This is a genomic window from Collinsella sp. AF18-8LB (genome assembly GCF_003459795.1).
GTDB lineage: Bacteria > Actinomycetota > Coriobacteriia > Coriobacteriales > Coriobacteriaceae > Collinsella.
Map to the genome: position 1 here is coordinate 56,544 of NZ_QRWU01000006.1, position 25,755 is coordinate 82,298.

Below are 25,755 nucleotides of genomic sequence, written 5' to 3' on the forward strand. Positions count from 1 at the left end.
CGAAGTTGCCAAACGAAAGGTATTTTGACATGGCTAATGATTTTTCTGCACGTCAGCCGCGTCGTAAGTACTGCCAGTTCTGCAAGGAGAACACTGAGTTCATCGACTATAAGGACACTCAGCTTCTCCGTAAGTACATGACCGACCGTGGCAAGATCAAGCCCCGTCGCGTCACTGGCGCTTGCACGCAGCATCAGCATGACATCGCCAACGCCATCAAGCGCGCCCGCGAGATGGCTCTCCTGCCGTACACCGTCCCCGTGGTTTCCTCTCGTGGCAACCGCGACCGCGGCTAAGAAGGGAGACGCATCATGAAGGTTATTCTTCTCGATGAGATCAAGGGCAAGGGCGGCGAGGGTGACGTCGTAGAGGTCGCTCAGGGTTACGCTGAGAACTTCCTGTTCCCCAAGAAGCTCGCTGTTGCCGCCACCAAGGGCAACCTCAAGCAGCTCGACGAGCGTCGCAACAACATCGCCAAGCGCGAGGCCGTCCGTCTGGCTACCGCCAACGAGACCAAGGCCGCCTTCGAGGGCAAGACGGTCACCGTTGACGTCAAGGTCGGCGACGAGGGTATCCTCTTTGGCTCCGTTACCGCCGCTATGATCGCTGACGCCATCAAGGCTCAGCTCGGTATGGACATCGACCGCAAGCGCGTCGAGCTCGGTAAGCCCATCAAGGTTGCCGGTGCCCACACCGTTGCCATCTCGCTGTACCGCGAGATCAAGGCTGAGGTTGTCGTTCTCGTCGGCGTTACCGCCGAGGAGCTCGCTGCCGAGGCTGAGGTCGAGGAGGCCGCTGAGGTCGCCGAGGCCGAGACCGCCGAGGTCGAGACTGAGGCTGCTGCCGAGTAGCATTTGCTGCAACGCAACAATCTTGTTCTAAGAAGGGCGCTCTGGGAAACCGGGGCGCCCTTTTGTTTTTTGCGCTGAGTGAGTGTCATGGTGAACGTTGCGTCGAAGTCCTATATACGGGACCGTTCATCCGTTTCGTTCGGTGATGATTGGCGGCGCGCGGCGCGTTTTGGGACCGTGGCTGATACTATGGATGCTCGCAAGCGATATGAATGAGGATGCTCATGGCATATGACGAAAGGGAGACGGGGCTGACGGTTGAGGACCGCGGCTCAAAGTTGGGTCTCCCTCAAAACCAAGATGCAGAGGCCAATGTACTGGCCGCCATGCTGCTATCGCCCGAGGTGGTCGAGGAGGCCCAGGTCGAGCTGCAGCCCGATGACTTCTACCGGCCCATTCATAAGACCATCTATACCGCGATGGTCGATATGTACAACAGCCGCATTCCCATCGACTCTATCTCGCTGATCGATTACCTGCGAAGCATCAACAAGCTCGATGCCGTGGGCGGCGAGGCGTACATTTTGGAGCTGATGGGTCAGACTCTGTCGCTCGTGAACTGGCAGCACCATGCCGCCATCGTTCGCCGCGATTCGATGCTGCGCGAGCTGATCGGTGCCACCAACGAGATCAACGCGCTGGCCTATAACGCTCCTACCGACACCAAGGAGGTCGTGGAGCTGGCCGAGAGCAAGCTGCTCAAGGTCACGGCGCGCGAGGTCAAGTCGAGCTACAAGACGTTGACCGAGTTTATGGTCGAGGCCTATAACGAGGCTGAGGAAGTGTGCCAGGCCGGTGGCCAGGCTGCGGGCGTGCCCACGGGCTTCCCGTCGCTCGACCGCATGCTCATGGGTTTCCGCGAGGGTCAGCTCATCATTATCGGCGCTCGCCCTGCTGTGGGTAAGACGTCGTTCGCCCTGAATCTGGCGCTCAACGCTGCCGCCGCTGGTTATACCGTCGGCTTCTTCTCGCTGGAGATGTCGGGCAAGGAAATTGCCCAGCGTCTGATCTGCGCCTACGCCATGATCTCGATCAGTGACTTCCGCATGGGCCGCATTAGCCCCGAGCAGTGGGCCAATATCAACGAGGCCACGCAGACCTTGTCCAAGCTCGATATTCTGATTGACGATACGCCCGGCACCACAGTGACCGAGATTCGCGCCAAGAGCCGCCGCATGCTCCACAACAAGGAGAAGGCCATCATCATCCTGGACTACCTGCAGCTGGTGAGTCCTCCGCCGGGACGCCGCTCCGAGAGCCGTACCGTCGAGGTCTCCGAGATGTCGCGTGGTCTGAAGATCATGGCCAAGGAGCTCAAGATCCCGCTCATCGCGCTGTCGCAGCTCTCGCGTCAGGTCGAATCCCGTACCGGCAAGCGCCCGCAGCTTTCCGACCTTCGTGAATCGGGCTCCATCGAGCAAGACGCCGATATCGTTATGTTCTTGGACCGCTCCGCCGACGAGGCCGAAGCCTCACGCGACGATCGACCCGACGAGGGCGTTACGCGTATCGTCGTGGCCAAGAACCGTTCGGGCCCGATCGGCGACGTCGACCTGATGTTCCTGCCGGCATCCACCAAGTTCTATGAGCTTGATGGGGCACATGCCGAGGAGTAGGACAGGCGCCCGTTGCACGGGTATACTGGGAATGTTTTGTGCTTCTGCGTGCCGGCGTGGCGCGTAGACAGTCCATGAATGTAAGGAGTAAACATGCCGTCAACCGTTTTGGTCGGTGCCCAGTGGGGCGATGAGGGCAAGGGTAAGATTTGCGACCTGGTCGCCGGCGACTTCGATGCCGTCGTGCGCTACTCGGGCGGCAACAACGCCGGCCACACCATCGTCGTCAACGGCAAGAAGTACGGCCTGCACCAGGTGCCCTCCGGCATCATGTATTCCGACCACGTGTCGGTGATCGGTAACGGCTGCGTCGTTAACCCCAAGGTTGTCCTTGAGGAGATTGACATGTTCGAGGCCGATGGCATCACCACCAAGAACCTCAAGATCAGCGGCAACGCGCATGTCATCATGCCGTACCACATCGATCTGGATGGCGCCTTTGAGCAGAAGCTCGGCAAGAAGAACATCGGTACCACCAAGCGCGGCATCGGTCCGTGCTATCAGGACAAGATGGCCCGCATTGGCCTGCGCATGCAGGACATGCTGGACGAGGCACTGTTCCGCGACAAGCTGGAGACCGCTCTCGCCCGCGTGAACCCCGAGCTCGAGCTCATCTACAACCTGCCCACCTACACCGTGGAGCAGATTTGCGACGAGTATCTGCCCATGGCCGAGCGCCTGCGTCCCTACATCACCGAGACGAGCCTGCTGCTCAACAACATGATCGATGAGGGTAAGGACCTGCTGTTTGAGGGCGCCCAGGCGACGCTGCTCGACATCGACCACGGCACCTATCCGTACGTGACGTCTTCCAACTGCACCGCCGGCGGCGCCATCACCGGCTCCGGCGTGGGCATGAAGAATGTCGACCGCGTGCTGGGCGTCATGAAGGCCTATATCACCCGCGTCGGTTCGGGCCCCATGCCCACCGAGCTTTCCTATGAGTCCGAGGCCGGTCACACGCTGACCGAGGAGGGCTATGAATACGGCGTGACCACCGGTCGCCGTCGTCGCTGCGGCTGGTTCGACGGCCCCATCGCCAACTACGCCTCGCGCGTCAACGGCCTCACCGATATCGCCCTGACCAAGCTCGACGTGCTTTCGGCCTTCGACACCATCAGGGTGTGCGTCGCCTACGACGTCGATGGCGAGCGCTATACGAGCGTGCCCGAGCATCAGGTGCGTTTTGAGAATGCCAAGCCCATCTACGAGGAGCTCCCTGGCTGGAAGTGCGACATCACCGGCTGCCGCAGCTTTGACGAGCTGCCGCAGGAGGCCCAGGACTACGTGGCGTTTATCGAGGATCTGGCACACACCCGCGTGACGTTTATTGGCGTTGGCGCTGGTCGCGAGCAGATCATCAATCGATTCTGGAAGTAATCGGGACCATTTGGTTATTGCGATATACCCCTTTGCAGCCCAAGTGGGCGGCCGAGGGGTATATTTGCTTGCAAAGGGCTCGCGCGGAGCGGGCCATTCATCCATAGAGGAGGCACCCTTGAAGGCGGACACTCAAACCATCGACATCCTGTTGTTGGGCAGCGGCGGCCGCGAGCATGCTTTGGCAGCAAAGCTCGCAGCATCACCGCGCGCCGGCAAGCTCTACATTGCGCCGGGTAACGGCGGCACCGCGAGCTGCGGCGAGAACGTTGTTCTCGACGACTGCGATCCTGCGGCCGTGGCGGCGTTTGCTCAGAGCCACGGATGCGGACTCGTGGTAATTGGCCCCGAGGCTCCGCTCGTGGCGGCCGTGGCCGACGCCGTGCGCGCGGCGGGTATTCCGTGCTTTGGCCCGGGTGCCGAGGGCGCCCAGATGGAGGGCTCCAAGCTGTTCTCCAAGCAGCTCATGGAGCGCGCCGGTATCCCGACGGCAGCCTACGGCTCGTTTACCGACGAGGCTTCGGCTCTCGCCTACGTGCGCGAGCAGGGCGCCCCGCTGGTCGTCAAGGCCGACGGCCTTGCCGCGGGCAAGGGCGTTATCGTGGCGACCGAACTTGAGCAGGCCGAGGAGGCCGTGCGAGAGTGCTTTGGCGGCACCTTTGGCGATGCCGGCAACACCGTGGTCATCGAGGAGATGCTGACCGGTCCCGAGTGCTCGCTGCTTGCCTTTACCGACGGCAAGACCGTGCGCCCCATGGCCACCTCGCAGGACCACAAGCGCGCGCTCGAGGGCGACAAGGGCCCCAACACCGGCGGCATGGGCGTCTACAGCCCGGTGCCCATCGTGACCGACGAGGAGCACGCCACCATGGTGGCGGTCATGGAACAGACCGTTGCCGAACTTGCTGCCGAGGGCATTGACTACCGCGGCTGCCTGTACGGCGGCTTTATGCTCACGCCCGCCGGCCCCAAGGTGCTGGAGTTCAATGCTCGCTTTGGCGACCCCGAGACGCAGGTCGTGCTGCCGCGCCTTAAGAACGACCTGGTCGAGGTCATGCTGGCCTGCGCCAACTGCGAGCTCGATCAGATTGAGCTCGACTGGCGCGACGAGTGGGCCGTGGCCGTTGTCCTGACGAGCGCGGGCTACCCCGGCAGCTACGAGAAGGGCAAGGTCATTACCGGTATCGAGGATGCCGAGGCCATGGAGAACGTGACGGTGTACCACGCCGGCACCGCCGTGGCGGACGGCCGGCTCGTGACCAACGGCGGCCGCGTGCTCGCCGTGACCGCGCTGGGCGACACGTTCGAGAACGCTCGCGACCTTGCCTACGAGGCCTGCGAGAAGATCGATTTTGAGGGCAAGACCCTGCGTCACGACATTGGCCTGCGCGCGCTGCGCGGCCGCGACGCCTGGGATGCCTAAAATCCGAGAGGAATGAGACGGATGGACGATAAGAACGAAGAGCTCGTGGACGCGCAGATCGTCGAGGAGGACAGCCGCGTGTATGGGCACGCCGAGGGCGAGCCTGGCGGCGAGGTTGCTGACGAGCCGGTGCTGGTGCTGGGCGATGACGACCCGCACGATGCCGAGCTACACGAGAAGATTCTTTCGGAGGAGTGCGCCTGGAAGGGCAAGATCCTCGACGTCCACCGTCTTGAGGTTGAGCTGCCCAACGGCCACCGCAGCGCCCGCGACATCATTCGCCATCCGGGCGCGGCGGCCGTTGTGGCGCTGACCGAGAGCGGCAAGATTGTGCTGGTGCGTCAGTACCGCACCGCCATCGACCGCGTGACGGTCGAGATTCCCGCCGGCAAGCTCGACCCGGGCGAGGATCCGCTCGATTGCGCCAAGCGCGAACTGCACGAGGAGACGGGCTTTCGGGCCGGTCGCATTCGCTTTTTGACGTCAATTGTCACGACCTGCGGCTTCTGCGACGAGATCATTCATATCTACCTGGCCACCAAGCTCGAGTTCGACGCGCCCAACCCCGACGATGACGAGTTTGTCAACGTGGATCTGGTGCCGCTGCACGAGCTGATCGACGCCGTACTCGACGGCAAGATCGAAGACGCCAAGACCGTCGTGGGCGCACTCGCCTGCGACAGCATCGCGCATCGCCTTGGTGGAGCCGAACTGTAGCGAGCGGTTACTTTGTTGAGGCGGGGTTATGACCTCGCTGGTTTGTGTAAGTCAGCGAAAGTGCTCCATTTGAGACGAGGTGGCCTAAAAGAGGAGGGAAGCGTATGGATATACGCGACCGACGATTGAAGGCCAGATTGTCCAAATGGGGCACTTGCAGCGTCGAGACGAAACGCGGTTTGGTAAAACCGCGTAAGGTGATTATGCTGAAGCGTTTTTTGTCGTATTACAGGCCCCAGATGGGGCTTCTTGTTGCCGATACGGTTTGCGCCCTGGTGCTTGCCGCCATTGACCTGGCGTTTCCTATTATTCTGCGCAATCTGACCGGTGGGCTGTTTACCCAGGGTCAGGCTGCCATTATGCAGGCGCTCGGTATGATCGCGGTGGGCTTGGTGCTGATGTATGCCGTCCGCTGTGCCTGCCGCTACTTTGTGAGCTATTGGGGTCACGTGATGGGCGCGCGCATGGAGTCCAAGATGCGCGAGGACCTGTTTGACCAGTATGAGCGCTTTAGCTTTACGTACTTCGACCGCAACAGCTCGGGCGACATGATGAGCCGCGTGGTCAACGACCTGTTCGATATCTGCGAGGCGGCGCATCACGTGCCCGAGTGGATCATCATCTGCGGCATCGAGATCATTGGCTCGTTTGTGATCCTCTTTACCATCGCCCCGGTGTTGGCGCTTGCCATGGCCGTGGTGACGGCGGTGTTTGCGGTCATCATGTTTTGGCAGAACATGCGTATGCGCGAGGTCTTTAGCGACAACCGCAAAAAGATCAGCGGCATCAATGCACAACTGCAGGATTCGCTGGCGGGCATGCGCGTAGTCAAGAGCTTTGCCAACGAGGAGACCGAGCGCGCCAAGTTCCGTGCCTCTAACGATTGCTACCTTTCGTCCAAAGAGAACATGTACCACGCCATGGGCGTCTATACCGCGACGTATGGCCTGCTCTCGGGCGTGCTCTACGTGATCGTGGTGCTGCTCGGCGGTTGGCTGGTGGCTCAGGGCGAGCTGCAAGCAGTCGATATGGCGACGTTTGCGCTCTACATTTCGTTGTTCTGCACGCCGCTCGAGACGCTTGTCAATTCCGCCGAGATGTATCAGAAGGCTATCGCCGGCTTTAAGCGTATGGACGAGGTGCTCTCGACCGCGCCGGATATCCAGGACAAGCCGGGCGCTACGGATCTGCAGGTGACCGCCGGCGCCGTGGAGTATCACGACGTGTGCTTTAACTACGAGGATGTTGAGCTGGGCGAGGGCGATGCCGACGAGCGTCCCGTTATCGACCATATGGACCTGTCCATCAGGCCTGGTCAGACCATCGCTTTGGTTGGCCCTTCGGGCGGTGGCAAGTCCACGACCTGTTCGCTGCTACCGCGCTTTTATGACGTGGCCGCCGGATCCATTAGCATCGACGGCCAGGACGTGCGCGATGTGACACAGCAGAGCCTGCGTCGTGCCATCGGCCTGGTGCAGCAAGACGTGTATCTGTTCGATGGAACGATTGGCGAGAATATCGCCTACGGCAAAGCGGGCGCCACGGCAGAAGAGATTGCCGAAGCCGCCCGTCGCGCCAACATCGATGCCTTTATCGAGTCGCTGCCGCAGGGCTATGACACGGTCGTGGGCGAGCGCGGCAGCCGTCTTTCGGGCGGACAGAAACAGCGCGTCGCCATCGCGCGTGTGTTTCTCAAGAACCCCAAGATCCTGATCTTGGACGAGGCGACGAGTGCTTTGGATAACGAGAGCGAGGAGGCGGTGCAGGAGTCACTCGAAGAGTTGGCGCGCGGCCGCACCACGATTATCATCGCCCACCGTCTCTCGACCATTAAGCATGCTGACGAGATTGCGACCGTTGAGCATGGTCGCGTTGTGGAACGTGGCACGCACGAGGAGCTTCTCGCCCGTGGCGGCACCTATGCCCGTTACTATCGAATGCAGTTCGAAGGTGCGCGTGCGCACGAGCTCGACTGATTGATATGACAGGAAGTTTATGGCTGACAAGAACCCTTTGACTCCGGAAGAGGTGACGGAGTTATTCTCCGAAATCGATGCATCCGGCGTCTTGGATCCTACGCTTGCCAAAAAGCGTACCGAGCGCATGCGCGAGAAGGAGGCTGCGGCCAAGCGCGGTGACAAAGCGGCGCTAGCGCAGCTGCGCAGCGAGGACCGCGCGCGCCAGGCAAAACATATCGACCCGCTGTCCGAGGACGATCCTTCGGGCTCGCAGGTGAGCCATACCATTACGAAGACCGCGATGGCCGTGGTCATCGGTATTTTGGTGCTGATCGTGGGCATGCAGATCGGCTACGGCGTGATGCGCCGTCTGAATACCGCCAATCTGTCCGAGAGCGTTTCGGTCGATACCGTTTCGACGGCGCTGAAGGGCGGCCTTGAGTGGGGCAACGGCTTTACGCAGTTTCCGCTCGACTTTTCCGTCGACGAGGCCGATGAGCGTACGGGCACGGTCGAGGCAACGGTGTTGGACACATCGTCTGCCAACGAGCTCGAACTGCTGTCCAACGGGCAGATTCAGGCCGCGGCACTCGCGACCAACGCGCTGCTCAACGATAAGATTGACCGCGTGGTGTATAACGTGCACGCCTATATCGACGAAGATAGCAACATTCAGCACGATTCCTTCTTTGGCATGTTTCCCGCCCAGGGCCACCAGAGCGCCATTCTGACGTTCGTGTGGACCAAGAGTTCATCCAACGCCACGAGTATCGACTGGAAGATGCGCATCGTGAGTATGGATGACACCATCGCCGAGCGCATTCAGAAGCAGGTGAACTCGGTGTCGTCGTTGATTGAGGACCCGGTGGTGAGCCAGACCAAGATTGACGAGGAAAAGGCCGAACGTGACCTGGAACATCGTCTGCATGGTCGCGAGATTTTCCGCGGCGGCAAGCCCGATCGCTCACCGTCCGATCTGCTGGAACAGGACAAGAAAAAGTAGGAGGCCATCATCCCGCGTGAGCCACAAGCCCACGCGGGATGATTTTTCTGGGTAGTCTTTTTGGGACGGGGCTATTTTAGCTACCCCGGCCGTCAATCAGACAAAACGCTAGCGCTAGCAGCCGAGGCAGCTAAAATAGCCCCGTCCCAAAAAGACTACCCGATGGCGGTTGTGAATCATTATGCATGGGGAGTCATAATTATCATTTTGTAAACAATTCTATGAAATTAACGCCATAAGTGATGCTTGCGGTTACAATACCGCGAGGCCTAACTACACACCTTTAAGCCGGTCCTGTGAGACCGGGAAGGAGAACTATGGCGAACAACCATACCGCGGGCGCTGCCGCCCGCACCTTCGCGCCCAGCGAGCTTTGCCAGCGTATGCTGGCCAAAACCAGCAAGGGCACCTGCGGTCCCTGCATCCTGTATCTTGAGGATGGGACCATTTTTTATGGACGTGCATGCGGCGCCGAGGGCACCGCGACCGGCGAAGTCTGCTTCAATACCTCGCTCGAGGGCTACTTTGAGGTTATGACCGACCCGAGTTATGCCGGCCAAATCGTAACCATGACCTATCCGCAGATCGGTAACTACGGCATCGACGAGACCGACGTCCAGTCGGCCTTCCCCGGCGATACCGCTCGCCCCGCGAGCGCTCCCGCCATGCGCGGCATGATCGTCCGCGACATGTGCACCACGCCTTCTAACTGGCGCTCGGCCGTCAGCGTGCCGGAGTACCTGCGCGCTCACGGCATCGTCGCTATCGAGGGTGTCGACACCCGCGCTCTGGTGCGCCATCTGCGCGACAATGGTTCCAAGATGGGCATTATCTCGACCGAGATCTTCGACGTCGACGAGCTTGCCGAGCGTCTGGCCGCAGCGCCCACACTGGTGGGCGAGAATTTGGTCAAGACCGTAAGTTGCCCTGAACCCCACGTCTTTGCCGCGAGTGACCTGCCTGCCACGCATGACTTTGCGCTTGCGGCTGCCGCTCCTGCCCGTCACAAAGTGGTCGCCTACGACTGCGGTGTCAAGCGCGGCATTCTGGAGGGCCTGGTCCGTGCCGGCTGCGACCTTACCGTCGTGCCGTGGGATACGCCCGCGAGTGAGGTGCTCGACATGAATCCCGACGGTGTCTTTTTGTCCAATGGTCCCGGCGACCCCGACGCCGTGGTGGAGACCTATGAGCAGGTGCAGCAGCTGATCGGCAAGGTGCCGGTCTTTGGCATTTGCCTGGGTCATCAGATGATCAGCCTGGCCTGCGGCGCCCAGATGGAAAAGCTTAAGTTCGGTCACCGCGGTGGCAACCAGCCAGTCATGAACCTGGTAAGCCGTCGCGTGGAGATTACCGCGCAAAATCATGGCTTTGGCCTGCTGTTCCCCAGCTTGGGCAAGCTTGTCCCCGAGCTTTCCGGCGGCGAGACCGAGCATGCGGCCGATGGAGATCTGCGCGTCTGGGTGCGCCGCGGCATCGCGCCGGTCGTGATGAACGAGCGCTTTGGCCGCATTCGCCTGACGCATGTGAACCTTAACGACGGCACCGCCGAGGGCATCCAGTTGCTCGACGCCCCGTGCTTCTCGGTCCAGTACCACCCCGAGGCCTCGCCTGGCCCCACCGATGCCCACTATCTCTTTACCGCCTTTACGCGACTCATGGACGGCGAGGAGAACTACCTGGACATCGACACCGCGAAGGACCGCCTTGCCGGTTGGAATTTCGCCGACGATGGTTCCGCCGTTCTGCCGAACGGCGGACCGATCGACGCTGCGGCTGCATCTGGCACATCATCTTGCCGTTCTGCTTCGGACGCGCGGGCATAAGCCCAGCGCGCCCTCGCATCACGGCAACCTGATGCACCAGCTGCACCCTCGCTGACTTTTCCAAAACATTGAGTCAGCCTCTCTAGGAGGTTTTAAACATGCCGAAACGTACTGACATCAAGCGTATCCTCGTTATTGGTTCGGGTCCCATCGTCATTGGCCAGGCCTGCGAGTTCGACTACTCCGGCGCCCAAGCCTGCAAGGTGCTCAAGGAGGATGGCTTTGAGGTCATCCTGGTTAACTCCAACCCGGCGACTATCATGACCGACCCGGGTCTTGCCGACCGCACCTATGTCGAGCCCATCACCGCCGAGTTTATCGAGCGCGTGATCAAGAAAGAGCGCCCGGACGCGCTGCTGCCCACGCTGGGTGGCCAGACCGGTCTGAACGCCGCCGTCGAGCTGGCGAAAGACGGCACGCTGGACAAGTACGGCGTCGAGATGATCGGTTGCGACCTTGCCGCCATCGAGCGCGGCGAGGACCGCAAACTCTTTAACGAGGCCATGGCCGAGATTGGCCTGGAGGTCGCGCGCTCGGGCTATGCCTACAGTGTGGCTGACGCCGAGGCCATCGCCGAGCGCGTGGGATATCCTTGCGTGCTGCGTCCGAGCTTTACCCTCGGTGGCGCCGGCGGCGGCATCGCGCATACCCACGAGGAGCTCGTCTCCATCGTGAGCCAGGGCCTTGAGCTCTCGCCTGCCCACGAGGTGCTGGTCGAGGAGTCCATCGAGGGTTGGAAAGAGTATGAGATGGAGGTCATGCGTGACCACGCCGGCAACGGCATCATCGTGTGCTCTATCGAGAACCTCGACCCCATGGGTGTGCACACCGGCGACTCCATTACCGTGGCGCCGGCGCAGACGCTCTCCGACCTTGAGTATCAGCGCATGCGTGTCGCCTCGCTCGCCATCTTGGAGAAAATCGGCGTCGAGACCGGCGGCTCCAACGTGCAGTTTGCCGTGAACCCCCAGACCGGTCGCCTGATCGTCATCGAGATGAACCCGCGCGTGAGTCGTTCCTCCGCACTGGCCTCCAAGGCCACGGGCTTTCCCATCGCTAAGGCCGCCGCGCGCCTGGCCGTTGGCTATACGCTCGACGAGATCGTCAACGACATTACCAAAGCAACGCCTGCCTGCTTTGAGCCCACGATTGACTACTGCGTGGTCAAGGTGCCGCGCTTTGCCTTCGAGAAGTTCAAGGGTACCGACCCCACGCTCACCACGCGCATGAAGGCCGTGGGCGAGATTATGGCGATCGGCCGCACCTTCGAGGAAGCCTTTGGCAAGGCCATGCGCTCGCTGGAGGATGGACACCAGGGTATTTGTGTCGGTGGCAAGGAGGGTGCCGATAAGCTGAGCGACAATGAGCTCGCCCAAGCCGTGGCAACCCCGACCGAGCACCGCATCTTCTTTGTGGTCGAGGCCCTGCGCCGCGGCTGGGACATCGCCCAGATCCATGCCATCTGCGGCATCGATCCGTGGTACCTCAACCGCATCAACGACATGGTGCAGGTCCAGGAGAGCATCCGCGGCCTGCGTGTGGAGGACATTGACGCCGACGCGATGCGCCTGCTCAAGCAGTATGGCACGAGTGATGCCGAGATTGCCGCGCTGACCGGCTCGGACGAGCGCTTTGTGCGCGCCTACCGCAAGGGTCTGGGCGTGGTTCCCAGCATGAAGACGGTCGATACCTGCGCTGCGGAGTTCTCGAGCGCCACGGAGTACCATTACAAGACGTACGAGAACATCTACCGCACGAGCCCGGATGCCAAGAAGTGCGTTGCCCCCGACGAGACCACGCCGGCGGACAAGCCCAAGGCGATGATCCTGGGCGCCGGCCCCAACCGTATTGGCCAGGGTATCGAGTTCGACTACTGCTGCGTGCACGCGAGCTATGCGTTGGCTGCCCGCGGTTTTGAGACCATCATGGTCAACTGCAACCCCGAGACCGTTTCGACCGACTACGACACGTCCGACCGCCTGTACTTTGAGCCGCTCACCTACGAGGACGTCATGGACGTCATTGATGTTGAGCGTCCCGACGGCGTCGTGGTGACGCTCGGCGGCCAGACTCCGCTTAAGCTGGCGCGCATGCTCGAGGAGAGTGGCGTCAACATCATGGGCACCAAGCCCGATGCCATCGACTTTGCCGAGGACCGCGAGCGTTTTGCCGCCCTACTCGACAAGCTGGGCATTATGTACCCGCCGGCGGGCCAGGCTACCTCGTTTGAGGAGGCCGAGGCCGTGGCCGCGCACATCGGCTACCCGCTGCTGGTGCGTCCGAGCTACGTGCTGGGCGGCCGCGGCATGATGATCGCCTACGATGCCGAGCATCTGCGCGATTACATGGCCGAGGCCGCGCGCATTAGCCCCGACTACCCGGTGTATCTGGATCGCTTCCTGGAGGGTGCGATCGAGTCCGATGTCGACGCCCTGTGCGACGGCGAGGAGGTCTACATCGGCGGTATCCTGGAGCATATCGAGGAGGCCGGTATCCACTCCGGCGACTCCGCGACGTGCATTCCGCCGTTCAGCTTTAGCGAGAGCCTGCAGGCGAAGCTCCGTGAGACCACGCGCCGCATCGCGACGGCGCTGGGAGTCCGCGGCCTGGTCAACGTGCAATATGCCATCAAGGGCGAGACCGTCTACGTGATCGAGGCTAACCCGCGTGCCAGCCGTACCGTGCCGTTCATTTCCAAGGCCACCGGCGTGCCGCTGGCCAAGTGCGCGGCGCGTATCATGGCGGGCGATTCCATCGCGAGCCTGGGCCTGCCGAGTGACGAGCGTCAGCTGGACTGGTTCTGCATGAAGGAAGCCGTTATGCCCTGGGGTCGTTTCCCGGGAGCCGACGTTATCCTGGGGCCCGAGATGAAGTCGACGGGCGAGGTCATGGGTATCGCCAAGAGCTATCCCGAGGCATATGCCAAGACGCAGCTGGCGATTGACTACAAGCTGCCCGACCCGAGTTGCGGCAAGGTGTTCATTAGCGTGTGCGACCGCGACAAGCGCCACATCCTTTCGGTCGCCCGTATCCTGCGCTACCTTGGCTTTGATATCTGCTCTACCGAGGGTACGGCGCGCGTGCTGCGCGGCGGTAACGTGACGTGCGAAATCGTGGAAAAGATCAGCGGTCCGCATGACGGCGAGCGTCCCAATATCGGCGACCTTATCGCCGATGGCAAGATTGCGGTGATCATCAACACGCCGTATGGTCCGGGTTCGCGCGGCGACGGCTATCTGTTGCGTACCGAGGCGGTGCGCCGCGGCGTGACCTGCGTGACCGCGATGTCCGCTGCCAACACATACGTGAGTGCCATCGAGGCGGTGCGCGAGGACCAGCAGGGTCACGGCAGCGCCAACGACATGGGTATGGACGTCATCGCCCTGCAGGACCTGCCGCAGTACACGATGTAGTGTGACCTGGTCGGCCGGGGCGGCAGCCGGACACTTTCTCTCGGAAACTGGGCTTCGCGAAGTTTTCCGAGAGAAAGGTCCGCCTTCCCGCCCCGGCACACGGTGACTCGGCTGCACCGTGTGCTGCCGAAGGGGCTTTGCGCGATGACTAGGGCTGAAAAAGAAAGTGAGTGTGGGCGCCGTCGTTCGTTTGAACGACGGCGCCCACGTTTTGTATGGGGCCTCCTGGCGAATTTTGATTCGCCAGGAGGCCTTTTGCCGGGGGGGGTGAAACATACCCTTGGACAGTTGGTTCAGATACGTATTTTTCAGAGGGTGTGTAAAGGCCGACCTGAGTCCGATTGGGCTGAATTTGACTTTCCGAACCGGTGGAGACGCTCATATAAGGGCGATAGGGGTCATTATGGGGCTCAAAGTGACTTCAAACCACTTTATTAGCGCCAAGAGGCACGGCCAAAAAATACGTATCTGAACTAACTGTCCACTACCCTCCGCAAACCTTTCATTCCAAACCAAATTAGCCAACGTACGTCATAGCAATCCCCGGTAGGTCCCCGGGTGCCCCGCGGCGGGCCGGGTTTATTATCGGAGCGATTTTGCGAAGCAAGGGGAGCGAAGATAAAAACCCGGCCCGCCGCGGGGCACCCGGGGACCGCAGGGACGGGAGCAGCTATACTACTCTCAGTAGTTAAGGGTCGCGGATCGCCGCGTCACCGCTCTCAACAGGAGGTCTTTGTTTATGGCAGATCAGAAGCCGGTTGTCGGGATCATCATGGGCTCCAAGTCCGATCTGGGCGTTATGGAAGGCTGTACCGCCGAGCTCGAGGCGCTCGGTGTGCCCTATGAGCTCGTCATTGCGAGCGCGCACCGCACGCCGGCGAAGGTCCACGAGTGGGCTTCGACTGCTGCCGACCGCGGCATCAAGGTGATTATTGCTGCTGCCGGCAAGGCTGCTCACCTGGGCGGTGTCGTGGCTGCGTTTACGCCGCTGCCGGTCATCGGCGTGCCTATGAAGACGAGTGACCTGGGCGGCATGGATTCGCTGCTGTCGATGGTGCAGATGCCTTCGGGCGTGCCCGTGGCCTGCGTTGCCATCAACGGTGCCAAGAACGCCGCCATTTACGCCACGCAGATTCTGGGCGCATGCGACCCCGAGTACCGCAAGGTTATCGAGAAGATGAAGCAGGAGATGGCCGACGCCTAGGCGTTCCGCCGTTTCACCGCAGTATAAGGAGAGCCATGTCCGACTATCAGGGAAAACGATTCAAGGTTCCTCAGATTCCCGATCCGTCGAAGCCGGGTGCTGCCCGTGCGGCACAGCAGGGTCGGACATCCTCTCCTCAGCAGCCGCGCGCGCCGCGCCCCGTGACGCCGGCGACGCATCGTCGACAGGACGCGCCGGCCGCATATCGACCTTCATCTTATAGCACCGCTAAGAAGCCGCCCCTGTCTTCATCGCATGCCGCGCCGTCGGATTACACCGAGCCGCCGCGCAAGAAACGCCGGTCCGTCATTCCCATTCTGCTCATCATTATCGGTATCGGTCTGATCGTTGCCGCTGCCGCCATCTTTATCAATGCGCAGATTGGCTACAAGCAGGCGAGCGAGTCGTATCAAAAGATCGAACGGCAGTATAGCGATAAGGACGCTAGCGGCGTGCCGATTATCGATTTCAATGCTCTTGCCCAGACAAATCCCGAGGTCGTCGGTTGGATTTACGTACCGGGCACCAACATTAACTATCCCGTAGTGCAGGCTACTGATAATTCCAAGTACCTCAACACGTTGTTCGATGGCACGTCCAACGCATCGGGTGCCATCTTCTTGGATTACGAGGACACTGCGCCCGGCATGGTGGATCAGCAGACTACGATCTATGGTCACCACATGAACGACGGATCGATGTTCAATGTGATCTCGGACACGACCGATCAGGCGACGTTCGACAGCATAGAGTGCGTGTATTACATCACGCGCGATGCGACGTATAAGCTGCGTCCGCTGGCGACCAAGGTCGTTGAGGATACGTACTCCAAGGCGCGCGCGGCCAATTTTGAGGGCGATGACGGGCTCAAGAACTACCTGTCCGAGATGCTCGACGGTGCCTCTGCCGTGGCGAGCGATGCCACCGATCGCGCCGCCTCGGCAACCAAGGTCTTGACGCTCGTGACCTGTCGTTCGTTATCGCTGAGCAACACGCGTGCCGTCATGGTGCTCACGCCGGTCGAGGAGTAGATTATCCAGGGGTAGCTAAAAGAGCCCCGTCCCAAATTAGCTACTCGCTGACGGTAAGGGAGAAATGATGCTTGAAAGTGGCAAAACGATGCCTTCGGTTGATGCTTGGCTGCGTGAGGCTAAGGCCGATGCTTCGGCGGCTGGCTGCGGCATGTACCTGACACACAACGGTGTGGTGCGTGCGACGCCCAAGGCCGAGGTGCGCGGAGTCGAGACCGATGGCGTGGCGTCTGGGCATAAGGTGAGCGGCATGGTGTTTGGCTTCGATGCTCAGAAGGTGCAGGCTGCTATCGAGGCCACGCGCGCGATGCCGGGTATCGGCTATGTGCGCGTGTGGCTGGCAAGCGGCGAGCTTACCGTGGGCGACGACATCATGCTCGTGCTCATTGGCGGAGACGTTCGTCCGCACATGGTCGATGCCCTGCAGTCGCTTGTCGGCACCATCAAAAATGAGTGTGTGAGTGAGGTCGAGCGCGAGGCGTAGAGGCTTACGTCGATAGAAGGCTCGTTTATAAAAATGCCCGCCGGTACGTGTGATACCGGCGGGCATTTTGCGTTTTGGGCGAGGTGGGCGCTACACGCGCGTCGCATCCTTGGGGCTCATAGTCATGCTCTGGAAGCGGTTCTCCATGTATTCGTTATCGAAGTACGTGCCGTAGAACTGCGCGACGGGAATATCCGGCTCAGTGCCGTTGACGCGCTGGTACCAGTAATCGAGCGACTGCAGCGTCATGACGCCGTCGACCAGCATGATGATGGTAAAGATGACGGTAGCGGAGTAGCGGCTCTTCCACGGAATCATGTTGATGAGATTGAGCAGCCTCGGCAGCAGCAGCTTGATCCAGATGAGGCCACCCAGGCCCCACAGGCAGGCAAAGCCCGTGCAGGTGCGTCCGCCGGTAAGGACGGCGAGTGGGTCGGGCATGCCAAAGAGCTTCATGTGCGAGTAGTTCCACGAGACCACACCGAACGAGGTCTGCATAAACCAGCCCACGAACACCTCAAAGCTTGCGCCAAGTAGGGCACTCACCAAAAAGATAATGATGGGGTTCTTTTTGTAGAAGCGGTTGAGCACCATGGTCATGAGTACGGCGCCAAATCCGTAGATGGGGCTGAAGGGGCCAAACAGCATGCCGGCGCGGTTCTGGTAGACGCCCGGGTCGTCGACCGTCATATGCCAGATGTCCTCCAGGATCAGGCCGAGTACGCAGCAGACAAAGAATACCCAGAACAGGTTGAAGTAGTTGAGCTTGATGTAGCCTTCACCGGTCTCATCGCGGCCGAGCATGCCCTCGGCGGCGGCGTCGCGATCGAGCATCTCTTGCAGGCGGCGTTGCAGTTCGCGCTCCTGACGAAGCGTGGGGTCGACGGTGGCCGAAAGCGCGACGAGGATGCCGAGCTGGATGGCGGGGCGCAGCAAGAACGGCCCGATACCCTGGAGCATCACGTCGACCAAAAGCTCAACGACGGTAAATGCGATAAGGATATAGGACAGGCGCGCGGCGTTGCGGCGCTGGTTTTTGATAAGGTCCAGGCCAAAGATGATCAGGATGACGGCACTTGCCGCAGAGAGCATGATGCCGGCGACGATGAGTCCAACCGCGACGAGCGTGTTGTCGCCGAGCTTGGCGGCGGTGTTGCCGGTGATGAGCGCGGTGATGACCTGCCACATAAAGGCGGCGACCGACGGGAGCGTGCCCACGCCGGACAGAATGCACAGGGCGGCGTACACCTTAATGATCAGGGGGATCTTCTTGACCTCTGTGGCGCTGGGGACGCTGGGGTCGAGTTCATTTCGATCCATACATAACCTTTCTCGCTTTGTTGCAGGTTATAAGGATACGCCGCCGACCTGCCAAAAGACAGGACAAACGACCCAATTGCAACTTTGTAATCCCCAACGGTGGACACGGCGGCCATCTGGGGGCGCGGGCGCTTGCACTGGACAGACCGATAAAATGTTTGGCTACAAAACTGATTATTAGCTCGGTGGGCTTTTAAAAAGCGCTGTTCATACGCGGGAGTGCTTGTCCTGCCGTGCGTATAATAAGGTGGGTAACGCCAAAATACGAGGCTCTGAGGGGATGCCATGTCTCAAGAAACCATCCGCGCGGCCGAGCGTGCCGCGGGACAGGTGAACACCATGTCGACGTATGATCCGGACTCCGACCAGCTGCATGAGGAATGTGGCATTTTCGGCGTATGGGCGCCCGATCGCGACGTGGCTCGACTGACGTACTTTGGCCTGCGTGCGCTGCAGCACCGTGGCCAGGAATCGGCGGGAATCGCCGTGGGTGACGGCGGCACGGTTATGGTCCGCAAGGATCTGGGCCTGCTCGACCGCGTGTTCTCCAACGCCGACCTGTCGACGCTCTCCGGCCAGCTGGCCGTGGGCCACGTGCGCTATGGCACCGCCGGTGCCAAGAGCTGGGAAGCCTCTCAGCCGCATCTTTCTACCATCAACAGCGTCATTATCGCGCTTGCTCACAACGGCACGCTGGTCAACACCGACGAGCTGCGCCGCCAGCTGATCGAGCTGGGCGTGCCGTTCCTCTCCAATTCGGATTCCGAGGTCGCGACCAAGCTCATCGGCTACTTTACTCAGCGTACAGGCCATCTGCGCGAGGGCATTCGTAAGACCATGGAACTCGTGCGCGGCGGCTACGCCATGACGCTCATCAATGAGCAGGCGCTCTATGCCTTCCGCGACCCGCACGGCATTCGCCCGCTGGTGCTGGGCAAGCTCGTGGACGAGGGCCTGGACCAAGCCGATGCCGCATCCGTTTCGCAGCTGCCGTCGCAAGACGACGCCGCGACGGTCGACGCCACCACCCATGTCACGCGCGCTGGCGGCTGGGTCGTTGCCTCGGAGACCTGTGCGCTCGACATCGTGGGTGCCGAGTACGTCCGTGATGTCCGCCCCGGTGAGATTTTGCGCATCAGCGCCGAGGGCCTGGTATCCGAGCAGGGCGTACCTGCAGCCGAAGAGTCTGCCAACTGCATCTTTGAGCAGGTCTACTTCGCCCGCCCCGACTCCATCATGAACGGCAAGAGCGTCTACGCCTGCCGCTACGACATGGGTCGCCAGCTGGCACACGAGGAGCCCGTCGAGGCTGATCTGGTCATCGGCGTGCCCGACTCCGGCCTGCCGCCCGCGGAGGGGTATTCGCACGAGAGCGGCATTCCCTTTGGCGAGGGCCTCATCAAGAATCGCTATGTGGGCCGTACGTTTATCGAGCCCACGCAGGAGCTGCGCGCCATGGGCGTGCGCATGAAGCTCAACCCGCTGCGCGACAACATCGAGGGCAAGCGCCTGGTCGTCATCGACGACTCCATCGTGCGCGGCACAACCATGGTGCAGCTCGTCAAGATGCTGCGTAACGCCGGCGCCAAGGAGATTCACATTCGCATCAACTCGCCCGAGGTCATTTGGCCGTGCTTCTACGGTATCGATACCGACGTGCAGTCGCAGCTCATCAGTGCCAACAAGACGGTCGATGAGATCTGCGAGTACATCGGCGCCGATTCGCTGGCCTTCCTTTCGGTCGAGGGCCTGCTGAAGGTCATGCCCAAGGGCGGCTATTGCGATGCATGCTTTACCGGTCGCTATCCCGTGGCGATTCCCGAGAGCTTTGGCCGCGACAAATTTATGGAGGGCTTTAAGCCCCGCAACCTGGACAAGCCGCTGCACTTTGACGACGACGCCGTGGTCGAGAAATACGACGACCGCAGCTGGGAAGAGGAACACGGCGAGGCCTAAAGCCTGCCAAAAAGGGACAGGTTTATTTTGGTAGGTTTTACCTGCTGTTTTGTTGATATGACGGCGCGTGCTGTTATGGCGCGCGCCGAAATGAACGCAACTATGAGCACCGTTTGGCGCCTGCGCGGCGCCACGGTAATGGGAGAGGAAGGCTCAGATGAGCGACAGCAAGCATGTGACGTATGAGGATGCCGGCGTCGATACCGCCGAGGGCGGCCGCGCCGTCGACGCGATTAAGCAGATGGTCAAGGACACCAATCGCCCCGAGGTTATCGGCGGCATCGGCGGCTTCGGTGGCCTGTTCTCGGCTGCCGCGCTTAAGGATATGGAAGACCCGATCCTGATTAGCGGCACCGACGGCGTGGGCACCAAGCTCGTGCTCGCCCAGATCATGGACCGTCACGAGACGGTGGGCCAGGACCTGGTCGCTATGTGCGCCAACGACATTCTGGCTTCGGGCGCCGAGCCGCTGTTCTTCCTGGACTACGTTGCCATCGGTCACATCGAGGCCGAGCACATGGCAAAGATCATCAAGGGCGTGGCCGATGGCTGTAAGCTCGCGGGCTGCGCGCTCGTGGGCGGCGAGATGGCCGAGCACCCGGGCGTCATGGCCCCCGCCGATTACGACCTCGCCGGCTTTACCGTGGGCGTCGTCGACCGTCCCAAGATGCTCAACCCCGCAAACGTCCGCCCGGGCGATGTGATCCTGGGCCTGCCTTCCACCGGCGTGCACTCCAACGGCTACTCGCTCGTGCGCAAGGTCATCGGCGTCGACGGCATTAAGCCGGGCACGCCCGAGGCCGCCGCTAAGGCCGAGGAGCTGAGCCGTCCGCTCGAGGAGCTCGGCGGCGCATCGCTCGCTGACGCCCTGCTCGCTCCCACGCGCATCTACGTCAAACCGATTCTTGAGCTGCTGCGTGGCGGCGCTCCGGTGCACGCGATTGCCCACATCACCGGCGGCGGTATTACCGAGAACCTCAACCGCGCGCTCGCCGACGACGTCGACGCCGTGGTCACCCGCAACGGCGCTGAGATGGGTTGGGACGTTCCGCCCGTCATCACCTACGTGTCGCGCCAAGCCGAGCTCGCGCCCAACGAGGCGTGCAAGACCTTCAACATGGGCGTTGGCCTGTGCCTGATCGTCGCCCCCGAGGACGAGGCCGCGGTTACCGAGGCCCTGGTCGCGCTGGGCGAGAAGCCGTTCCGCGTAGGCGAGTGCGTCGAGGGTTCCGGTAAGGTCGTGTACTCCGATGAGCGCTAACGAGCAGATGGCTGCCGCCGAGGGCCTGGACTTTGTGTCCTATGCCCGTCCGACCGGCACCGATACGGACGAGCCGCTCAAGATCGGTGTGCTCATCAGCGGTTCGGGTACCAACCTGCAGGCGCTGATCGACCTGATCGCCGCTGGCAAGCTCAATGCTTCGATTGAGCTGGTGGTCTCGAGCCGTCCTTCGGCCAAGGGCCTGCAGCGTGCCGAGCGTGCGGGCATTCAGACGCTGACGCTTTCCAAGGATGTCTATGCCGACCCTATTGCCGCCGACGAGATCATTGCGCACGAGCTGCTCGAGCGCGGCTGCGAATATGTGGTCATGGCTGGCTACATGCGCATGGTCCGCACGCCCCTGCTGGCGGCGTTCCCCAACCGCGTGGTAAATCTGCATCCGGCGCTGCTGCCGAGCTTTACCGGCGCGCATGCGATCGACGATGCCTTTGCGCGCGGCGTCAAGGTGACCGGTGTGACCGTGCACTTTGCCAACGAGATCTACGACAACGGTCCCATCATCGCCCAGCGTGCGCTGGCTGTCGAGGAAGGCTGGGACGTCGACACGCTCGAGGAGCACATCCACGCGATCGAGCATGTGCTGTATCCCGAGGTCGTGCAGATGCTCGCCGACGGCCGCGTTCACGTGCTGGAGAGCGGCAGGGTCGCAATTGACGCGCCTCGCGGCTAGCGGCGCACAGTACAATTTAGCCGAGTGGTCAGGGTGGTCATTGGCGCCAAGGCGCGCGTGGCCACCTTTTGTTTTAGGTAGTCACCTGCGACGTTCTTGAATGACTAGTCGTTTAAGAACGTCGCAGGTGACTAGGTGAGAGAGGTGAGCGCACGGTGGAAAACGAAGCGCTGTTTACGCCTGAGCTGGTGTTTTTTGATTGGGAGTGCGCGACGCCGGATGAGGTGTTTGCGCGGCTCGAGGACGAGCTTGCGCCTCGCGGCTACACTGCGCCCGGTTGGCTCGATGCCGTCCGCATGCGCGAGGATGCCTATCCCACGGGCCTTGCCATGCCGGCGGCCAACATTGCCATCCCGCATACCGATCCGGGGTTTGTGGCTAAGCCCTACATTGCGGTGGTGAAGCCGGCTGCGCCCGTGACGTTCAATGCTATGGCGGGCATGGGTGCCCCCGTGCCGGCGCAGGTTATCATCAATTTGGGCATTGCCGAGCCGGGCGGTCAGGTCGAGGCCCTGCAGGCGCTCATGAACATCTTTATGGACGCGGATGTCGCGGCCGATGTGCTCGGCCAGACCACACCTCAAGGCATGGTCGACGCCATCCGCCGCCACTTTTAAAGCCGGCACTTGGGGACAGTCCCTAACTTCCGGCAGAAAAGGAACGTCCCCAAGTGCCAGGGTTGCCCCCTTTGTCGCGGGGGCCGCGTTGTGACACAATGGCGTTTGTTCGATTCGTGATGTGAAAGGCCAAACATGGCAAATAAGAAAAAGAACTCCGAGGCCGCGCCGACGCCCGAGCAGCAGGCTCGCGCTGCCTCCAACTCTCGTAAGAAGCAGCGCAAGACGTACGTGTCTAAGACCGTCAAGATCGTTCTGGTGGTCATCGGCGTGCTGGCGATGCTGCTTTCCGTCTCGGCCATGGCGTGCTCCGGCCTTATGTCGCAAGCAGAGGATACCTCGGGCTACAAGCTTACCGGCGGTGTGGCTGCCACTATCAACGGCACCAACCTCACCGAGGACACCGTGACCAAGCAGATCATGAGCATGCGCACGTCCTACGGCTACACCAAGGACAAGGACTGGGCGCAGTATCTGGTCGACAACGACCTCACGCCCAAGAAGTACCGCAAGCAACTCATCGACTCCTACACGCAGCAGATTCTGCTTCAACAGGCACAGAAGGAGAACGGCGTGACGGTGTCGGACGAGGAGGTCGAGAAGGTTTGGAAGGACGCGTGCAAGAGCGCGGGCGGTGCCAAGGCCTTTAAGAAGACCCTTAAGACCTACGGCTACACCGAGGACACCTATAAGAGCTCGCTCAAGGAGAGCCTGGCGCAGCAAAAGCTCAAAGATGCCGTGGCGCCCACCAGCAAGCCCAAGGACAGCGAGATCGTCGATTACATCAACGAGAATCTGTCGAACTACAACGATGCCCGCCGCTCGTCGAACATCCTGATCAAGGTCGATTCCGACGCATCCGACGAGGACAAGGCTGCCGCCAAGGCTAAGGCGCAGGAGTGCCTGGACAAGATCAACTCCGGTGAGCTGAGCTTTGAAGACGCCGTGAAGCAGTATTCCGACGACACCGGCTCCAAGGAGAAGAAGGGTGACGTGGGCTGGGACAAGCTCACCACCTTCGTCGACAGCTACCAGGCGGCACTCGAGGGGCTCAACAAGGGCGATGTGAGCGACGTGGTCGAGTCGACGTACGGCTATCACATCATCAAGTGCACCGACTACTTCCATGTCGATAATCAGGTCGATGACATCAACCAGGTGCCCAAGGCCATCAAAAAGTACGTCTCCAACGTGGTGAAGACGCAGGCAGAGAGCACTGCGTATAGCGAGTGGCTGGAGCAGTACAAGAAGGATGCCGACATCACCGTTAACCCCATGCCCAAGGACGTGCCGTACAACGTCAGCCTGAAGGGCGTCACCAAGAGTTCGACCGACGATTCGTCGACAACTGAGTAATCATGGGGCGGTGCTCGCGCGAGTGCCGCCCACGCTATTAGAGAGGATTTGCAGATGACCAATGAAGAGCTGCAGAAGGAAATGATCGCGGCCATGAAGGCCAAGGACAAGGTTCGCCTGTCCATCATTCGCCAGGTTAAGGCTGAGGTGAAGAACATCGAGGTCAATGAGCGCCGCGACGTGACCGAGGAAGACGTCAACAGCATGATCAAACGTCTGATCAAGCAGACAAGCGAGACGCTGGAGATGTCCATCAAGGCCGGCACCGACCAAGAGCGTACCGACAACCTGACCGAGCAGGTCAAGATTCTGGAGAGCCTGCTGCCCGCGCAGGTTTCGGGCGAGGAACTCGAGGCCCTGATCGAGCAGGTCATCGCCGAGCTGGGCGCCACGTCCAAGAAGCAGATGGGCCAGGTCATGGGTGCACTCGGCAAGGCCACCGGCGGCAACTTCGACAAGCCGGCTGCGGCAAAGATCGTCGGAGCGAAATTGGCGTAATTCGTTACGCGGTTTTACCAAACCGCGTAACGACTCGACACTGCAAACCCGCACACACGGCAATCTGACGTTCAATTTCAAGGGCGCGACCATAAGGTCTGCGCCCTTTCATTTCACGTCACCTTGCTCGCGTGTACGGGTTTTCGCTGACTTATGCTCAACAAGGGCGGTTGTATTATTTTCGGGTCTTGAGGGGCGTGGCCGTCATGGTCGCGCCCCTTTTTGGTGGGGCACCCATTGGGGACAGACTTAAATGAGTGCCCAATGAGCAGGTACTCATTTAAGTCTGTCCCCAATGGGTGCCAACGAGTGGGTGGAAGATTGCGGGTTCTTTACGGGGGTGCAGTGTGGGCTGCGGAAACGCGATTCTTTCCGTACAATGATGCAATTCGTGTAAACGCAGGGAAGGGGCATTCATGGCAGACATGATCGAGATCAAGCATCTCAACAAGTACTTTGGCGACCTGCATGTGCTCAAAGATATCAACCTCACCGTCAAGCGCGGCGAGAAGCTCGTAATGATCGGGCCTTCCGGTTCGGGCAAGTCGACGCTCATCCGTTGCGTCGACTATCTGGAGGAGCCCACATCGGGCGAGGTCATCATCGACGGTACGCCGCTCACCAAGAAGAATCACCTGGAGATGGCTCGCAAGTACAGCTCCATGGTGTTTCAGCAGTTCAACCTGTATCCCAACATGACGGTGCTCGGCAACCTGACGCTCGCGCCCATCAAGCTGCAAAAGAAGAGCAAGGAGGAGGCGACCGAGATCGCCATCGCCGCGCTCAAGCGCGTCGGCATGGCGCATAAGGCCGGCGAGTATCCGCAAAACCTCTCGGGCGGTCAGCAGCAGCGCATCGCCATCGCCCGTGCCCTGTGCACCAAGCAGCCCATCATCCTGTTTGACGAGCCGACCTCGGCGCTCGACCCCGAGATGGTGCAGGAGGTGCTCGACGTTATGATTGAGCTCGCGCAGGAGGACATCACCATGATCTGCGTGACGCATGAGATGGGCTTTGCGCGCCAGGTGGCCGACCGTGTCATCTTTATGGAGGACGGCCGCATCCTGGAGGAGGGCACGCCCGAGCACTTCTTCGATAACCCCGAGAACCCGCGCTGCCGCGAGTTCCTGTCCAAGATTCTGCATTAGGCGCG

Annotated in this window: 21 protein-coding genes; 20 read left to right on the forward strand and 1 reads right to left on the reverse strand. The window is 60.9% G+C overall.

Features of this window, described 5'->3' with window-relative positions; all coding sequences use genetic code 11:
* Positions 1-29 precede the first annotated feature (29 nt).
* From rpsR to DWX25_RS07090, 13 genes are all read left to right on the forward strand, one after another.
* Complete coding sequence (gene rpsR, locus DWX25_RS07030; protein WP_006235829.1) at positions 30-296, forward strand: 30S ribosomal protein S18; 267 nt, start codon at positions 30-32, stop codon at positions 294-296.
* A 15-nt stretch (positions 297-311) separates the two neighbouring features.
* A complete protein-coding gene (rplI, locus tag DWX25_RS07035; RefSeq protein WP_022094073.1) occupies positions 312-851 on the forward strand; it encodes a 50S ribosomal protein L9 in 540 nt (179 codons plus the stop codon).
* 218 nt (positions 852-1,069) lie between these two features.
* Positions 1,070-2,467 (forward strand): replicative DNA helicase, encoded by a 1,398-nt coding sequence (gene dnaB, locus DWX25_RS07040; RefSeq protein ID WP_117734797.1) that lies wholly within the window; start codon positions 1,070-1,072, stop codon positions 2,465-2,467.
* A gap of 93 nt (positions 2,468-2,560) precedes the next feature.
* Positions 2,561-3,847: an adenylosuccinate synthase gene (locus tag DWX25_RS07045; RefSeq protein WP_117798820.1), complete on the forward strand. Its 1,287-nt coding sequence runs from the start codon at positions 2,561-2,563 to the stop codon at positions 3,845-3,847.
* A 118-nt stretch (positions 3,848-3,965) separates the two neighbouring features.
* Complete coding sequence (gene purD, locus DWX25_RS07050) at positions 3,966-5,270, forward strand: phosphoribosylamine--glycine ligase (RefSeq protein ID WP_117734795.1); 1,305 nt, start codon at positions 3,966-3,968, stop codon at positions 5,268-5,270.
* 21 nt (positions 5,271-5,291) lie between these two features.
* Positions 5,292-5,987, forward strand: a complete 696-nt coding sequence (locus DWX25_RS07055; protein WP_199406603.1) for an NUDIX domain-containing protein — start codon at positions 5,292-5,294, stop codon at positions 5,985-5,987.
* A 203-nt stretch (positions 5,988-6,190) separates the two neighbouring features.
* Positions 6,191-7,963, forward strand: coding sequence for an ABC transporter ATP-binding protein (locus DWX25_RS07060; protein WP_117798821.1), 1,773 nt, complete (start codon positions 6,191-6,193; stop codon positions 7,961-7,963).
* A 19-nt stretch (positions 7,964-7,982) separates the two neighbouring features.
* Complete coding sequence (locus tag DWX25_RS07065) at positions 7,983-8,948, forward strand: hypothetical protein (protein WP_117734793.1); 966 nt, start codon at positions 7,983-7,985, stop codon at positions 8,946-8,948.
* 317 nt (positions 8,949-9,265) lie between these two features.
* Positions 9,266-10,771 carry a glutamine-hydrolyzing carbamoyl-phosphate synthase small subunit gene (gene carA / locus DWX25_RS07070; protein ID WP_233505199.1) on the forward strand — a complete coding sequence of 502 codons (1,506 nt, stop codon included), beginning with the start codon at positions 9,266-9,268 and terminating at the stop codon, positions 10,769-10,771.
* 98 nt (positions 10,772-10,869) lie between these two features.
* Positions 10,870-14,184 carry a carbamoyl-phosphate synthase large subunit gene (gene carB / locus DWX25_RS07075; RefSeq protein WP_117798822.1) on the forward strand — a complete coding sequence of 1,105 codons (3,315 nt, stop codon included), beginning with the start codon at positions 10,870-10,872 and terminating at the stop codon, positions 14,182-14,184.
* Positions 14,185-14,923: 739 nt separating this feature from the next.
* Positions 14,924-15,388, forward strand: coding sequence for a 5-(carboxyamino)imidazole ribonucleotide mutase (gene purE / locus DWX25_RS07080; RefSeq protein WP_006235810.1), 465 nt, complete (start codon positions 14,924-14,926; stop codon positions 15,386-15,388).
* Positions 15,389-15,423: 35 nt separating this feature from the next.
* Positions 15,424-16,419 (forward strand): class B sortase, encoded by a 996-nt coding sequence (locus DWX25_RS07085; RefSeq protein ID WP_117798823.1) that lies wholly within the window; start codon positions 15,424-15,426, stop codon positions 16,417-16,419.
* 64 nt (positions 16,420-16,483) lie between these two features.
* Entirely contained in the window at positions 16,484-16,903 is a 420-nt protein-coding gene (locus DWX25_RS07090; protein ID WP_117734785.1) for a molybdenum cofactor biosynthesis protein MoaE, read from the forward strand.
* A 90-nt stretch (positions 16,904-16,993) separates the two neighbouring features.
* Here the strand turns inward: DWX25_RS07090 and DWX25_RS07095 are convergent, their stop codons facing one another.
* Positions 16,994-18,223 carry a putative ABC transporter permease gene (locus DWX25_RS07095; protein WP_117734784.1) on the reverse strand — a complete coding sequence of 410 codons (1,230 nt, stop codon included), beginning with the start codon at positions 18,221-18,223 and terminating at the stop codon, positions 16,994-16,996.
* 285 nt (positions 18,224-18,508) lie between these two features.
* On the opposite strand from DWX25_RS07095, the gene purF reads away from it, so the two are divergent.
* The 7 genes from purF to DWX25_RS07130 all read left to right on the forward strand — a co-directional run bounded on the left by purF (position 18,509) and on the right by DWX25_RS07130 (position 25,750).
* Positions 18,509-20,179 carry an amidophosphoribosyltransferase gene (purF, locus tag DWX25_RS07100; protein ID WP_117734783.1) on the forward strand — a complete coding sequence of 557 codons (1,671 nt, stop codon included), beginning with the start codon at positions 18,509-18,511 and terminating at the stop codon, positions 20,177-20,179.
* Between the two features lie 157 nt (positions 20,180-20,336).
* On the forward strand, positions 20,337-21,440 hold the full coding sequence (gene purM, locus DWX25_RS07105) for a phosphoribosylformylglycinamidine cyclo-ligase (RefSeq protein WP_117798824.1): 1,104 nt from the start codon (positions 20,337-20,339) through the stop codon (positions 21,438-21,440).
* Positions 21,430-22,131: a phosphoribosylglycinamide formyltransferase gene (gene purN, locus DWX25_RS07110; RefSeq protein WP_117798825.1), complete on the forward strand. Its 702-nt coding sequence runs from the start codon at positions 21,430-21,432 to the stop codon at positions 22,129-22,131. Before purM ends, purN begins: the two co-directional genes overlap by 11 nt.
* Positions 22,132-22,286: 155 nt before the next feature.
* Positions 22,287-22,748 carry a PTS sugar transporter subunit IIA gene (locus DWX25_RS07115; RefSeq protein ID WP_117798826.1) on the forward strand — a complete coding sequence of 154 codons (462 nt, stop codon included), beginning with the start codon at positions 22,287-22,289 and terminating at the stop codon, positions 22,746-22,748.
* A gap of 135 nt (positions 22,749-22,883) precedes the next feature.
* Positions 22,884-24,104, forward strand: coding sequence for a peptidylprolyl isomerase (locus tag DWX25_RS07120; RefSeq protein WP_117798827.1), 1,221 nt, complete (start codon positions 22,884-22,886; stop codon positions 24,102-24,104).
* Positions 24,105-24,158: 54 nt separating this feature from the next.
* A complete protein-coding gene (locus DWX25_RS07125) occupies positions 24,159-24,602 on the forward strand; it encodes a GatB/YqeY domain-containing protein (protein WP_006235801.1) in 444 nt (147 codons plus the stop codon).
* A gap of 416 nt (positions 24,603-25,018) precedes the next feature.
* Positions 25,019-25,750 carry an amino acid ABC transporter ATP-binding protein gene (locus DWX25_RS07130; RefSeq protein ID WP_055251548.1) on the forward strand — a complete coding sequence of 244 codons (732 nt, stop codon included), beginning with the start codon at positions 25,019-25,021 and terminating at the stop codon, positions 25,748-25,750.
* Positions 25,751-25,755 lie beyond the last annotated feature (5 nt).

Bases quoted from the DNA above. Each gene is read 5' to 3' on its own strand.
- rpsR (WP_006235829.1), top strand. From the start codon at position 30: ATGGCTAATGATTTTTCTGCACGTCAGCCGCGTCGTAAGTACTGCCAG.
- rplI (WP_022094073.1), top strand. From the start codon at position 312: ATGAAGGTTATTCTTCTCGATGAGATCAAGGGCAAGGGCGGCGAGGGT.
- dnaB (WP_117734797.1), top strand. From the start codon at position 1,070: ATGCTCATGGCATATGACGAAAGGGAGACGGGGCTGACGGTTGAGGAC.
- DWX25_RS07045 (WP_117798820.1), top strand. From the start codon at position 2,561: ATGCCGTCAACCGTTTTGGTCGGTGCCCAGTGGGGCGATGAGGGCAAG.
- DWX25_RS07055 (WP_199406603.1), top strand. From the start codon at position 5,292: ATGGACGATAAGAACGAAGAGCTCGTGGACGCGCAGATCGTCGAGGAG.
- DWX25_RS07060 (WP_117798821.1), top strand. From the start codon at position 6,191: ATGCTGAAGCGTTTTTTGTCGTATTACAGGCCCCAGATGGGGCTTCTT.
- DWX25_RS07065 (WP_117734793.1), top strand. From the start codon at position 7,983: ATGGCTGACAAGAACCCTTTGACTCCGGAAGAGGTGACGGAGTTATTC.
- carA (WP_233505199.1), top strand. From the start codon at position 9,266: ATGGCGAACAACCATACCGCGGGCGCTGCCGCCCGCACCTTCGCGCCC.
- carB (WP_117798822.1), top strand. From the start codon at position 10,870: ATGCCGAAACGTACTGACATCAAGCGTATCCTCGTTATTGGTTCGGGT.
- purE (WP_006235810.1), top strand. From the start codon at position 14,924: ATGGCAGATCAGAAGCCGGTTGTCGGGATCATCATGGGCTCCAAGTCC.
- DWX25_RS07085 (WP_117798823.1), top strand. From the start codon at position 15,424: ATGTCCGACTATCAGGGAAAACGATTCAAGGTTCCTCAGATTCCCGAT.
- DWX25_RS07090 (WP_117734785.1), top strand. From the start codon at position 16,484: ATGATGCTTGAAAGTGGCAAAACGATGCCTTCGGTTGATGCTTGGCTG.
- DWX25_RS07095 (WP_117734784.1), bottom strand. From the start codon at position 18,223: ATGGATCGAAATGAACTCGACCCCAGCGTCCCCAGCGCCACAGAGGTC.
- purF (WP_117734783.1), top strand. From the start codon at position 18,509: ATGTCTCAAGAAACCATCCGCGCGGCCGAGCGTGCCGCGGGACAGGTG.
- purM (WP_117798824.1), top strand. From the start codon at position 20,337: ATGAGCGACAGCAAGCATGTGACGTATGAGGATGCCGGCGTCGATACC.
- purN (WP_117798825.1), top strand. From the start codon at position 21,430: ATGAGCGCTAACGAGCAGATGGCTGCCGCCGAGGGCCTGGACTTTGTG.
- DWX25_RS07120 (WP_117798827.1), top strand. From the start codon at position 22,884: ATGGCAAATAAGAAAAAGAACTCCGAGGCCGCGCCGACGCCCGAGCAG.
- DWX25_RS07125 (WP_006235801.1), top strand. From the start codon at position 24,159: ATGACCAATGAAGAGCTGCAGAAGGAAATGATCGCGGCCATGAAGGCC.
- DWX25_RS07130 (WP_055251548.1), top strand. From the start codon at position 25,019: ATGGCAGACATGATCGAGATCAAGCATCTCAACAAGTACTTTGGCGAC.